This is a genomic window from Streptomyces sp. NBC_01390, from assembly GCF_045040105.1.
GTDB lineage: Bacteria > Actinomycetota > Actinomycetes > Streptomycetales > Streptomycetaceae > Streptomyces.
The window spans coordinates 7,838,009-7,850,375 of sequence record NZ_CP109551.1; the positions used below are offsets into that span (position 1 = coordinate 7,838,009).

The following is a 12,367-nucleotide window of genomic DNA, read 5'->3' on the forward strand; positions in this document are numbered from 1 at the left end:
GCTCAGAAACCCCGTAGGACGGCCGCCTTGGTGGTCGCGAACTCCTCGTCCGTGAGCATGCCCTCGCGGTGCAGCTCGCCCAACTCCCGGAGTCTGCGCAGGAGCACGTCGTGATGGTCGGACGGGAGCGGGATCGCGGGTGCGAGCCGGGCCCGGTCCACGTGGTCGAGCGCTCGGGTGGAGGGGTGCGGCAGCCGGGCGGTGACGGCGGTCGCGACGAGCGCCGTGAGCAGGTCGCGGCGGGTGCTGCCCCACAGGTCGAGGGCGTAGGGGTCCTTCTCGGGCGGCAGCTTGGAGAACACCGTCTCGCGGGTCACGAAGCGCATGAAGCCGTCCTCGTAACCGGAGTTGGGCAGCCAGTCGACCTGCACGAGATCGTGGCTGGAGATGATGCGGGGGCCGGTGGCCCGCTTGACCCGGTCGGAGGTGTCGGCCCAGTCGATACGGACCTGCGTACCGTCGAACGACACCATGCCGTCGCTGGACCGCACCGACACCGGCACGGGCGGACCCGGAAGCAGATACGCCTTGGCCGGTTCCCTGGGAACCTGGTCGAGGAGCAGGGCGTGCCGGATCTCCTCGGCGAGGTACTCGGCGACTCCCGACCTGTCGATGTCCACGGTCAGCCGGTACGGGTCGGCAGCGTCCGGCAGCCGTCCGCCGGTCGCCTGGAGCAGCGGGTCGGCGCCCTCGCGGAGCCTGAGCCGCAGCCGCCCCCGCTTGCGTTCGGGCTCGTAGACGATCCCCGAGACCGCCTCCAGGGGCACGGCGACCTCGCCGTACGTCTGCCGGAACAGCGGCACGGAACGGTGGAGCCCCGGCGTGATCCTGACCGTGCTGCCGTCGAAGACCCAGGTCCCGTCGCGCTGGATGATCTCGGCCATACGCGAATTCTCGCAGCCGGGTCAACAAGCGGGTCACGGTTTCACTCGCCTTTTCCCCTGCCGGGGCCGACCTGCCGCACACAACGAGTGTTAGGTAGGGCACAATTCGCTCTCGTCGTAGGGGAGTTGCGTGAGCCACGTCTGAGGCTCCCGAAGTCCCGGTCTGCCCCGGTTTGTTCCGGTGAGTGGATGTCCTGGTTCGTAATGTGTCGTGTCGGGTGTGGGGAAGGCAGGCGTCGGGCGTGGCGGTGCAGGAGGCGAGGCAAGGTGTGCTGCCCGGGGACCACGGGGGTGGCTGCGCCTGTGGGGACTGCCCGCACGGGGCGCGTAGGGGGCACCGGCGCGCGGTCGCCGAGTTCCTGCTCATGCGGGAGGGGTTCGCGGCCGGGCAGGGGCTGCCGGCCGCCGTGGCGCATTCGGCCTCGGCCTCCCGCCAGTGGGTCTCCGACGAACTGACCCAGTCCGCGGCCGTCGTCGCCGAGCGCGGCCGGGCCGAGGGCGACGTATGGCTCGCGCGGCTGTGGCGCCGTACGGCGTTCACCGTCTGGGCGCTGATCGGCGTCCTGCTGCTCGTGCAGGCGCTCACCGCGATCGGGGCGGGCTGGACCGCCGCCCGGACGGCAGGACTGGTGGCCGCCGTACTCGTCGGAGGCGTGCTGACCGCCGCGTCCTGGTTCCACCGGGCGCGGGGCGGGGCGCTCGCGCCCCTGATCGGCGAGGACAACCGGCTGTCGACCTCCCGCGTGGTGGCGGCGAGTTGGGTGCTGTTCCTGGCATACGCCGTCCTCGTCCTGGTGGGCCGGCTCGCGGGGGCCTCCGGCCACGAGGAGCGCGACGCGCTGATCGCCGGCCTCGACCTCGCCCGGGGCGCGGGTGTCGTGACCGTCCTCGCGGTGGTGTGCGCCATCGCGGTGCTCGTCCGCAGGGTCGTGGGCCTGCGCGTCCTCGGCCAGCGCCTGCAGAAGGTACGCGCGGACCGTCCCCGCGCGGCCGACCTCCTGACGGACGACGCGGGCCGCGGCACCTTCGCGGACATCCAGTACGTGGTGATCGGCACGGTCGCTCTCCTGTTCGCGGTCGTACGGCTGGCCCGGCGCCCGGATCAGCTGCCGGACCTGCCGTGGGGGCTGGCGGTGGTGGTGCTGGTGTCGGCGGCGACCTATGTGGCCGGCAAGTACGCGGAGGGCGGCCGACCGGTGATCCTCTCGGTCGTCCGGTCCCGCGAGGCGGGCGATCTGGACGGCCCGATCCGTACCGGCGACGACATCGAGATCCGCGGCGCCGGCTTCGTGCCCCCGGGCGCGGGCACCGCCGACCGGCTGTCCCGCATGGTCGTCCGTATCGGCCCGGTCCATGTCCACGTCCCCCTGGTCCCGGTACCCGGCGGCTTCAGCAACCCCCGCGACGAGGTACTGACGGTGCCGGTCCCGGCGGACGTGGAGCCCGGCCGGGTGGAGGTACAGGTCGTGACCGCGGCAGGCGTGGAGACGAACCGGTGCGTGATCGACGTGACGGACTGAACGGACCGGAGAAGTCGAACGCACCGAACGGGTCGAACGGACTTACGGACTGACGGACTCGCTGAGCGAACGCAGCGAACGCACTGGGTGTACGTCCTCGGCCGGGCGGGAGAACGGTCGGTCACCGATGGCAAAAATCCTGTGCCAGGGGTGAGCGAGGTCACGTTGTCGTACGTATGGTCTGCTGAGGGGTCAACGTATGGCAGGCGAGAGGCGGCTCAGGGCGATGACTCACAGCACTCGATCGGATACGCGCTCCCCTTATCTCGACGGCGACCGGGACTGGCGGGACACCGCGACCCGGTACGCCCTGCTGCCCCTGCGCGTCTTCCTCGGCGTCACCTTCATCTACGCCGGCCTGGACAAACTCACCAACAGCTCCTTCTTCGCCGACTCCGGATCAGGCTCTGTCGGTGACCTGATGCGCAGCGTCCGGGACTCCTCCGCGATCCCGGCCCTGGTGGACCTCGCTCTCAAGAGCCCCGCCGGCTTCGGCTACGCCATCGCTTTCGGCGAGCTGGCAGTCGGTATCGGCACGCTGCTGGGGCTGCTCGCCCGGCTGGCGGCGGTCGGCGGAGCGCTGATCTCGCTCAGCCTCTGGCTGACCGTGAGCTGGGCCTCCACCCCGTACTACTACGGCAATGACCTCCCTTATCTGATGGCCTGGCTTCCCCTGGTCCTCGCCGGCGCGTCCGTCTTCTCCGTGGACGCCGCCCTGCGGTCGCGACGGCGGCAGCGGTCCGGCGGCTATCGGTAGCGCGGCGGGTGGTTCGAGAGCTGGTGCGCGTGGTCGGGTGCCCACCGCCGGTGCGGTGGGCGGTCAGCCGGCTGCCTCCGGCAGTCCTCACCCGGGTTCTGCTGTCTCTGTTCTGTTGTCGGTGAGTGTTGCCGCGCGGCGGGATCTCCTGCGGCGGCGTATCGCCCCGGTCAGCAGGGCCACCGCGCCTGCCAGTGCCAGGCCGAACACCAGGAGCGGGATCACCGCGAACCAGGGTGTCTCCCAGGCATCGCCCGCGTCGCCCAGGTAGGTGATGCCCGCGACGGTGACGAAGAGGCCGGCGATCAGCTTTCCGGGCTGGAACTCATGACGCGGCACGGGCCACCTCCGCCTGTCCCACGCCGACCCCGAGGTCCAGGTCGACCGTGCCGGCCTTGCCCCCGCCGACCGGCGACAGCGTGACCTGCTTGTGCTTGCCGGGTGCCACGTCCACGTCCCGCTTCCCTTCGCCGGGCAACTGGATGTCACCTATGCCGACCTCGATCTCCGCCTCCACCGTCATATCCTTCGGCACGATCACCTCGATCCTGCCCACACCCACCTCGACCGCGGTCGTCACCGTCTGCCCCTTGGCGAGGCGCAGCCCGGTCAGGTCCAGCGTGGCGACGCCCGTACCGAGGTCGTACCTCGGCAGTACGTCTGCCACTGCGGTCGGTGTCCACTCCGTGCGCACCCAGTGGGTACTGACGTCCTTGGGCAGTGCGGCCGAACCTGCCAACAGGGCCGCGGTGATGATCGCCAGGAAGATCGAGCCGGCTCCCGTACGGCCGAGGAACGCGCTGACCGCGATGCCGACACCGAACACGATCAGCGCGCAGGCCAGGCCGGTCTGCAAACTGGTGGCGAGTGCCTCGTCGTCCCATCTCGCGGCCGTGCCGAGGAAACCGGCGAGGAGGGCGAGCAGGAAGATCCAGCCGCCGATCCAGCGTGCGCCGCGCGGCTTCGGCTTGCTGGGCCAGGGGGTCCGTATGCCCGGATGGGGTCCGCCGTAGTTGCCGTAGGTGATGTTGACCGCTGCCGTGATGTCCCTGTCGCGGGTGTCGGGAGGGCCCCACAGATAGCCCGTACCGCCGACGTGGGTGCCGTCCTTGACGATGGGATCGCGCCACCAGGAGGGGTAGGCGGAGGGAACCGGGGGCGCCTTGGCCTCCGGTGGGGCGTCGGCGACGGCCTGGGCTGCCAGCGGGTCGGGGTCGGGGGCGCCGCGGTTGCGCGACCAGTAGCCGGCTCCCGCGAGGAGGATGGACAGTATGACGGCGAAGGAGAGCACCCCGCCGTTCCTCAGCATCGTCAGGAACACCCCGCAGCCGACCAGGGCGAAGAGCACGGCCGTCAGCGCCTGGCCGTCCACACGGCCGGTGAGCAGCTTGCGGACCTCGTTCTCCTCCTCGTCGTCGTACGGCACGAACAGCCAGGCGAAGCCGTAGAAGATGAGGCCGATGCCGCCGGTCGCGGAGAGCACCGCGAGAGTGATCCGGAAGATCACCGGGTCCATGTCGCACGCCCGCCCGAGCCCCGAGCACACTCCGCCCAGCATCTTCTGCCGTCGGTCGCGCCGGAACCTGACCGGCAGCTGATCGTCCGTTGCCGTGTGCTCGGGCGCGCGCGGTTCCCCTTTCTCCGTGGGCGGGATCGCCGCGGCGGGCGCGGCATCCTGCGGCCCGACGCCCGAGGCCGGGCGTGGGCCGGAGCCGGGTCCCGGACCCGTCGCGGCGTGTGCGTGATCTGTCATGAGTCCATGGTGGCGCTTGAGGCGGCCTGGCGGCAGTCGGTATGACCCTGGACGAACCCTGATATCGGCCCTGAGACGGGGCGGGGGAAGCGTTCGACGGCAGCCGGGCCGGAAGATCAGGGGAGTCTCGGGGGCCGACCCTGATGCCCGGGCCCGCCGGGCGTGTGAACATCGATGGCATGCCCGAAGCCGCAGCGTTGCCAGTCGTCGAACCGCGGCCCCCGCGCAAGCTCTACCGCAGCAGTGACGGTCGCTGGCTCGGAGGCGTGGCGCGGGGGCTCGCCGGGCATCTCGGGCTGCCCGTGATCTGGCTGCGCCTCATGTTCGTCGGCCTGTTCATGGCGGACGGACTCGGTGCGCTGCTGTATGCGGCCTTCTGGTTCTTCGTCCCGCTCGGCGTCGGCGGCGTCGAGGCCCAGCGGCCCCCGTCCCTCGTCAGCACCGAGACCTCACCCGACGGGCGCCGCAGACTTGTCGCCCGCAAGCCGGACAAGGGGCAGATGGTCGCCCTGCTGCTCATGGTCGTCGTGGCGATGGTCTTCGTCGGCAACGTGAATCTCGGCGGCGGTGCCAAGGCCTATCTGTTCCCGACGGTGCTCGTCGCCGCCGGTGTCGCCCTGGTCTGGCGCCAGGCGGACAACGCACGGCGGGCCCGCTGGATGGAGGTCGGCAGCCGCCGGCGCACCCTCACCCTCGTCCGGGCGGCGGCTGGCGTCATGCTGGTCACGGCGGGAGTGTCCGGCGTCTTCGTCCTGCAGGGCTCCGCCGCCCACCTCGGCTCGGTGCTGCAGGCGGCGCTCGCGGTGCTGGTCGGGATAGCGCTGCTGGCCGGTCCGTATCTCGTCCGTATGACCCAGGACCTCTCCGAGGAGCGCCTGATGCGCATTCGCGCGCAGGAGCGTGCGGAGGTCGCGGCCCATGTGCACGACTCGGTGCTGCACACCCTGACCCTGATCCAGCGCAACGCGGAGAGCCCGAACGAGGTGCGTCGCCTCGCCCGTGCCCAGGAACGCGAACTGCGCAACTGGCTCTACAAACCGGAGGGCACCGGAAAGGACGAGGACGACGAGCCGGGCACCCTCGCGGAGGCGGTGCGGCGCAGTGCGGCCGAGGTGGAGGACAAGCACGGCGTCCCCATAGAGGTCGTGGTCGTCGGCGACTGCCCGCTCGACGACAGAACCGGCGCACAGATGCAGGCCGCGCGGGAAGCGATGGTGAACGCCGCCAAGTACGGTGGCGAGGGCGGCGCGGTGCAGGTCTATGCCGAGGTCGAGGGCAGGACGGTCTTCGTGTCCGTCCGGGACCGCGGACCCGGCTTCGACCTGGACTCCATACCCGCCGACCGCATGGGCGTCAGAGAATCGATCATCGGCCGTATGGAGCGCCACGGCGGTACGGCGCGGCTGCGCGCGGTACCGAGCGGCGGCACCGAGGTCGAGCTGGAGATGGAGAGGGCGGAGAACACGTCATGAGCGAGGCGCACGGGGACAACAGGCCGACCGGAGCGGCCGGTTCGGCGGAGTCGGCCGAACCGACAGGACCGGCCGAACCGACGGCAGCTGCGCCGGCCGCAGAGGCAGGTCGGCCCGCCGACAGCGGCAGCGGTGACACGGGCGGGCGACGGGTGCGTGTGGTTCTCGTCGACGACCACCGTATGTTCCGTACGGGTGTCCAGGCCGAGATCGGGGAGACCGAGCGGACCGGCGTCGAGGTGGTCGGCGAGGCCGCCGATGTCGACCAGGCGGTCACCGTCATCACCGCCACCCGGCCCGAGGTGGTCCTCCTCGACGTCCATCTGCCGGGCGGTGGCGGTGTCGAAGTCCTGCGACGCTGTGCGCCGTTGATGGGCGACGCCACCCAGCCGGTGCGCTTTCTCGCTCTGTCCGTCTCGGATGCCGCCGAGGATGTCATCGGGGTGATCCGTGGCGGCGCGCGCGGATACGTGACGAAGACGATCACCGGCACGGACCTCGTCGACTCCGTCTTCCGCGTCCAGGACGGCGACGCGGTGTTCTCGCCGCGCCTCGCCGGGTTCGTCCTGGACGCGTTCGCGTCCACGGACGCCCCACCGGTGGACGAGGACCTCGACCGCCTTACCCAGCGCGAGCGCGAGGTACTGCGGCTGATCGCCCGGGGCTATGCGTACAAGGAGATCGCCAAGCAGCTCTTCATCTCCGTGAAGACGGTGGAGTCGCATGTGTCGGCGGTACTCAGGAAGCTCCAGTTGTCGAACCGGCACGAGCTGACGAGGTGGGCCACGGCACGGCGTCTGGTCTAGGGGAGAGGGGCCGCCTGGTCGGTGTCGTCTCACACCACCCTTGTGGCGCCTGCGAGCGGCATCTCGTCCAGCGGTGCCACCCGTACCGGCGCCGACGGGTTCGGGGCGTGGATCATCTGGCCGTGGCCCACATAGATGCCCACATGGCTGATGCCCGAGTAGAAGAACACCAGGTCGCCGGGGAGGAGCTCGGACGGTGAGACACGCCGGCCGGCGTTGATCTGGGCGTAGGTGGTGCGGGGAAGGGAGATTCCCGCGGAGTGGTACGCGGCCTGGATGAGGCCCGAGCAGTCGAAGGCGTCCGGCCCGGTGGCGCCCCACACATAGGGGCTGCCGAGCTTCTGATACGCGTAGGCGACAGCCGCCGCCGCACGGGAGTTGGGCGCCTCGGCCACTCCGGAGGTCCCGGCCGCACCGGGGGCCCCAGCGGCTCCGGCTGCCCCCAGGCCCTCTCGCGCACTCCCCGACGACCGTGAAGCGTGCCCCCCGCCCCAGCCGCCGTCCCAACTGCCACTGCCGCTCTCCGTCGCGAGTCGAGCGCGTTCCTCCGTGGTGAGGCGGGACAGCAGTCGGCGGGCCTCGCCCAGCTTTCCCGTCACGGTGTTCTTGTGGCGGTTCAGCTCGGCCTGGCGGGACTTGAGAGCGGCCAGCTCGACGTGGGCGGCCCCGCGCAGCTGCTCGATCTCCCGCAGCTGCTTGCGTACGCGGGCCACGTCCGACGCCTGTCTGTTGCCCGCCCGTTCGGCGAACGCCGCGCCGTCCAGATACCCGTCGGGGTCGTCGGAGAGGGCGAGTTGCAGCGCGGGGTCGAGACCGCCCGAGCGGTACTGCGCCGCGGCCATCGAACCCAGCGCCTCCCGCGCCGAGTTGAGCCGCTCCTCCTTGCGCGCCGCCTCGTCCCGCAGGGTGCCCAGCCGCCGCTCCGCCCGCTCGGCCTTCTCCTTCGAGCCGTTGTACTTCTCGGTGGCGACCTCCGCCTCCTCGTACAGTTTGGTCACCTTGGCCTCCACCTGCGCCGATGTCAGCTGTGGCTCGGCGTACCCGATGCCGTCGAAGCCGGTCGCCGTCGCCGCGCCCGCGAGGGCGATCGTCGCGGCGGTCCGAGCCGTATTGCCGTTGAGTGAGCGCTGTCGGGGCTTGCGGTGCGCGGCCACGGGGGCGTCACGTCCTTTCGTACGACCGCCACTACGACGACCGCCGGAAGGCTGCCTGTGAAGCGGGCCCAGGAGGGCGGTTGCGCGTCCGGCGACGGCTCGCACAGGGGGAGCGGTCCGCCGCCGGACTTTCTCGGCGGTGGTGGCCGACTGCCGCCCCTGGCCCGGGCGGCGGTGGGGAGCCGGTCACCTGGTGGAGGACGCTAAACCTGAGGGTGCGGCGGGGTAACGCCATGTACGGAACTGGTCTCAGCCGACCGTCGGGTGACCGCATGCGACCGTGATCCCCTTCCGGCATCGCCGACTCGCGCAGAGGGCTGACCGATGCGGCGGTTCACGGGGCGCGTGGGGGTTACAGGGTGCTATGGGGTGCATATATGCGAGGTGCCTTCACCCACAGGACGCCGGGCGGACGCCTCACGAACTCCCGCGGACGCCTCACGAACGCCGTAGGCCCGGCCCGGTGTCATACGGCGCGGGCGCCGCTGGCTAGGCTCCGGCTCATGGACGTACTCATCCATCTCTGCGTCGGCCTGCACATCATCGGCATCGCCTCTCTCCTTGGCGGGTTTCTCACCCAGCTGAAGGCGATGGGACAGGGCACGGCCCGCTTCGTGCCGGCGATGCTGCACGGTGCTTTCACCATGCTGGTCACCGGGGTCGCCCTGGTGGGCCTCAACCAGGCCGACGACCAGCCGGTCAACAACGTCAAGATCGGCCTCAAGCTGGCCCTGCTGATCGTGATCCTCGGCCTCGTCTATGTGAAGCGGGACGACGAGACCGTGGACAAGCGTCTGTTCGGCCTGGTGGGCCTGTTCACGACGGCGAACATCTTCATCGCCGTGCTCTGGACCTGACCCGCCGAGCTCCCCCGTCGGCTGGGCTGTAGGTTCCGATTTGACTTGTCGGTCGGTGGGAACGGGACCTGGTGTTTTGGGGTGCTGTCCAGGCATCTTGTCGAGGATTCGTCCGACAGATCTGTCGGTTTCCTCAGGCCGTGGTGCGGTGTTGGGGTTCGCGCCGGGCGGCTCGGTAGCTCTCGGCTGTGAAGGTGCAGTAGGTGCGGCGTTCGGCGGGGCAGCGGCTGGGGTGTATTGCTTCGAGCCGCTTGGGTCGAGGGACGGACAGTTCCCGGACTGAGTTCGGGACGATCGGAAATCGCTTGTGGCGATCCGATGGGGCGTCGTAGGTTCGCCTCCGATGAACGAGACGCCCGAGGTTTTGCCGTTGCCGGACCGGAAACCAGTCGATGCCGCGGTGGCGGGCAGGTTGATCGCCGCGCAGTTTCCGCAGTGGTCCGACCTTGTGGTCCGACCGGTCGATGCGCAGGGTTGGGACAACTGCACCTTTCGCCTCGGTGACGAGATGCTGGTGCGACTACCGCTGCCGAGGAGTACGCGCTGGCCGTGGAGAAGGAGCACCGGTGGCTGCCGGTGCTCGCCCCCGCGTTGCCGTTGGAGGTCCCGGTTCCGCTGGTCAGCGGCGTGCCCGATGAGAGCTTTCCGCACAACTGGTCGGTCTATCGGTGGATCGGTGGCGAGCCTGCGGCCCGTGTGGTTATGTACGTGACTGCCGGAGCCGTTTCGATGTGACTGTGGGAGTCACCATCTGACCGAGTTTGCTATGTCGGTTTGTTTTGACGTCACTTGAGGGCTTGCGGTGGGACTGTGAGGTGTGCTTCTCCCGCTGGGGGCCTCATGGGTAACTCGCAGTCGAAGGTCGAGTTGTACGCGGCGATCCGCCGGGATCACCGGATGGGCATGTCGTTGCGGGCGCTTCAGCGCACGCACAACGTGACCTGGAGGACGGTCCGGCGGGCCCTGGACGGGCAGTGGCCCGAGCCGCGGAAGAAGCAGCGGCGCAAGGAGTCCCGGCTCGAACCCTACAAGCCGCTGATCGACGGAATGCTGCTGGCTGACCTGGACGCTCCGCCCAAGCAGCGCCACACCGCCCAGCGGATCCACGACCGGCTGGTCGAGGACCATGGGGCCGACGACATCTCGTATCCCATGGTTCGCCTCTACGTGAAGGACCGCCGCAAGGAGGTCCGACGGCAGGCCGGGGTGGGCCCGGACGCGATGTTCGTGCCGCAAACTCATCTGCCAGGGGCGGAGGCCGAGGTCGACTTCGGTGACGTGCACATCATGCTCGCGGGCAAGATGACCAAGGCCTATCTGTTTTCGATGCGGCTGTCCTACTCGGGCAAGGCGGTGCACCGGGTGTTCGCCTCCTGCGGCCAGGAGGCGTTTTTCGAAGGGCACGTGCACGCCTTCCGGGCGCTGGGCGGCATACCTCGCGGCCGGATCCGCTACGACAACCTGCGGGCCGCGGTCGAGCGGGTCCTTGGCCTGTCCAGGGCCAGGGTGGAGAACGACCGCTGGACGGCCTTCCGCTCGCACTGGGGCATTGATGCCTTCTACTGCCGTCCCGGCGTCGAGGGCGCCCACGAGAAGGGCGGTGTCGAAGGGCAGATCGGCTACTACCGCCGCAACCACTTCGTCCCCGTCCCCGAGGTCGCCTCGCTGACCGAGCTGAATGCCATGGTCGACCAGTGGAACCTGGACGACGAAGGCCGACGTCTACGGTCGAAGACCCGCACCATTGGCGAGTACTTCGCTCAGGAACAGCCGCTGCTGCGGCCATTGCCCCGCGAGGTGTTCGAGACCGGCCGCTGGTTCACCCCGCGGGTCAATCGCTTCGGCCAGGTCACTGTTCGCTGCAACTCCTACTCGGTCCCCGTCCGCCTCATCGGCCGCCAGCTGCGTGTGCTGCTGCACGCCAACGACCTGGTCGTCTATGACGGACGGACCGTGGTCGCCCACCACGAACGTCTCAGCGGCCGGGGCGGATCCCGCCTGGTCCTGGACCACTACCTGGAAGCACTCCTGCGCAAGCCGGGCGCCTTCCCCGGAGCGACCGCCCTCGAACAGGCCAAAGCCGCAGGGAAGTTCACCCCCGTCCACGAAGCCTGGTGGACCGCGGCCCGTGCCGCCCACGGCGAGGCGGCCGGCACCAGAGCCCTGATCGAGGTGCTGCTGCTGGGACGCCACATGGAACACGAACACGTCGTCGCCGGACTCGCCGCGGCCCACCGGGCCGGTGCGCTGACCGCGGATGCGGTTGCGCTGGAGGCCCGCAAGGCCGCCGAAGGCGAGACTTTCACCGAGCCCCCGAAGCCCGCCACGGCCCAACCCGTGCAGCCGCAGGAAGCGACCGGCGGCACGGTCACCCTCCTGTCTGACTGGAAGCTGTCCCACCTCCCGCCCGACACCCGGCCGCTGCCGTCGGTGGCCCACTACGACCAGCTCCTGAAACGGCACGGCCGCACGGCCGGCGAGAAAGAGGGATCATGACACGCAAGCGCGGACTGACCGAAGAAGCCGCCACCGCCTCGATCGAACAGGCATGCCGCATGCTCAGGCTGCCGACCATCCGCCAGCAGTTCCCCGACCTCGCCGAAGGCGCCGCACGCGATCAGATGTCGTATCGGGCTTTCCTCGCCGAACTGCTGCTGGCGGAGTGCGACGACCGGGCCCGCCGACGGTCCGAGCGCCGGATCAAGGCCGCTTCCTTCCCCCGGGACAAGAGCCTGCGGGCGTTCGACTTCGACGCCAACCCCAACATCGACCCGGCGACCGTCAACACCCTCGCCACCTGTGAATGGGTCAAGAAAGGGGAGCCGCTCTGCCTGATCGGCGACTCCGGCACCGGCAAGTCGCACCTGCTGATCGCCCTGGGCACCGAGGCCGCGATGCACGGCTTCCGCGTCCGCTACGTGCTGGCCACCAAACTCGTCAACGAGCTGGTCGAAGCCGCCGATGAGAAGCAGCTGTCCAAGACGATCGCCCGCTACGGCCGTGTCGATCTTTTATGCATTGACCTATGCCGAGACCGCGACTATGCCGGAGCCGTGTGCGTTGTTCCGCTCCTTCGTGGGGTTTCGGCTGTGCATGGCTCTGCATAGTTTCCGTGCCGGGCAGCCTCCGTGAGCGAGGGGGCAGGGTGCTCCCGCGAGGGGGTG

General features: G+C 69.9%; 11 protein-coding genes and 1 pseudogene. 8 read left to right on the top strand and 4 right to left on the bottom strand.

Annotation, left to right across the window (positions count from 1 at the left end; translation table 11 throughout):
• Positions 1-2: 2 nt before the first annotated feature.
• Complete coding sequence (locus OG241_RS35340) at positions 3-884, bottom strand: DUF4429 domain-containing protein (RefSeq protein ID WP_405821212.1); 882 nt, start codon at positions 882-884, stop codon at positions 3-5.
• 242 nt (positions 885-1,126) lie between these two features.
• Between OG241_RS35340 and OG241_RS35345 the strand changes: the two genes are divergently transcribed.
• Both OG241_RS35345 and OG241_RS35350 read left to right on the top strand, forming a co-directional pair.
• Positions 1,127-2,404 carry a hypothetical protein gene (locus tag OG241_RS35345; protein ID WP_405821214.1) on the top strand — a complete coding sequence of 426 codons (1,278 nt, stop codon included), beginning with the start codon at positions 1,127-1,129 and terminating at the stop codon, positions 2,402-2,404.
• Between the two features lie 226 nt (positions 2,405-2,630).
• Positions 2,631-3,161 carry a DoxX family membrane protein gene (locus tag OG241_RS35350; RefSeq protein WP_405821216.1) on the top strand — a complete coding sequence of 177 codons (531 nt, stop codon included), beginning with the start codon at positions 2,631-2,633 and terminating at the stop codon, positions 3,159-3,161.
• Between the two features lie 87 nt (positions 3,162-3,248).
• Here OG241_RS35350 and OG241_RS35355 read toward each other — a convergent pair whose 3' ends face one another.
• Complete coding sequence (locus OG241_RS35355; protein ID WP_405821218.1) at positions 3,249-3,500, bottom strand: hypothetical protein; 252 nt, start codon at positions 3,498-3,500, stop codon at positions 3,249-3,251.
• Positions 3,487-4,914: a PspC domain-containing protein gene (locus tag OG241_RS35360; RefSeq protein WP_405821220.1), complete on the bottom strand. Its 1,428-nt coding sequence runs from the start codon at positions 4,912-4,914 to the stop codon at positions 3,487-3,489. Before OG241_RS35360 ends, OG241_RS35355 begins: the two co-directional genes overlap by 14 nt.
• A gap of 143 nt (positions 4,915-5,057) precedes the next feature.
• On the opposite strand from OG241_RS35360, the gene OG241_RS35365 reads away from it, so the two are divergent.
• The gene (locus OG241_RS35365) at positions 5,058-6,386 is read left to right on the top strand and encodes a PspC domain-containing protein (protein WP_405821222.1); all 1,329 of its coding nucleotides are present in this window, start codon (positions 5,058-5,060) and stop codon (positions 6,384-6,386) included.
• On the top strand, positions 6,383-7,192 hold the full coding sequence (locus OG241_RS35370) for a LuxR C-terminal-related transcriptional regulator (protein ID WP_405821223.1): 810 nt from the start codon (positions 6,383-6,385) through the stop codon (positions 7,190-7,192). The genes OG241_RS35365 and OG241_RS35370 overlap by 4 nt, the downstream gene beginning before the upstream one ends.
• 29 nt (positions 7,193-7,221) lie before the next feature.
• On the opposite strand, the gene OG241_RS35375 is transcribed toward OG241_RS35370, so the two are convergent.
• The gene (locus tag OG241_RS35375; protein ID WP_405821224.1) at positions 7,222-8,346 is read right to left on the bottom strand and encodes an NlpC/P60 family protein; all 1,125 of its coding nucleotides are present in this window, start codon (positions 8,344-8,346) and stop codon (positions 7,222-7,224) included.
• Positions 8,347-8,849: 503 nt separating this feature from the next.
• Between OG241_RS35375 and OG241_RS35380 the strand changes: the two genes are divergently transcribed.
• The 4 genes and pseudogenes from OG241_RS35380 to OG241_RS35395 form a co-directional block, all read left to right on the top strand.
• Complete coding sequence (locus tag OG241_RS35380) at positions 8,850-9,203, top strand: hypothetical protein (protein ID WP_405821225.1); 354 nt, start codon at positions 8,850-8,852, stop codon at positions 9,201-9,203.
• Between the two features lie 549 nt (positions 9,204-9,752).
• On the top strand, positions 9,753-9,938 hold the full coding sequence (locus OG241_RS35385; protein ID WP_405821227.1) for a phosphotransferase: 186 nt from the start codon (positions 9,753-9,755) through the stop codon (positions 9,936-9,938).
• Between the two features lie 105 nt (positions 9,939-10,043).
• Complete coding sequence (istA, locus tag OG241_RS35390; protein ID WP_405821228.1) at positions 10,044-11,699, top strand: IS21 family transposase; 1,656 nt, start codon at positions 10,044-10,046, stop codon at positions 11,697-11,699.
• Positions 11,696-12,226 (top strand): annotated as a pseudogene (locus OG241_RS35395) (ATP-binding protein); the annotation flags it as partial. The gene istA and the pseudogene OG241_RS35395, both read left to right, overlap by 4 nt.
• Between the last annotated feature and the right edge of the window lie 141 nt (positions 12,227-12,367).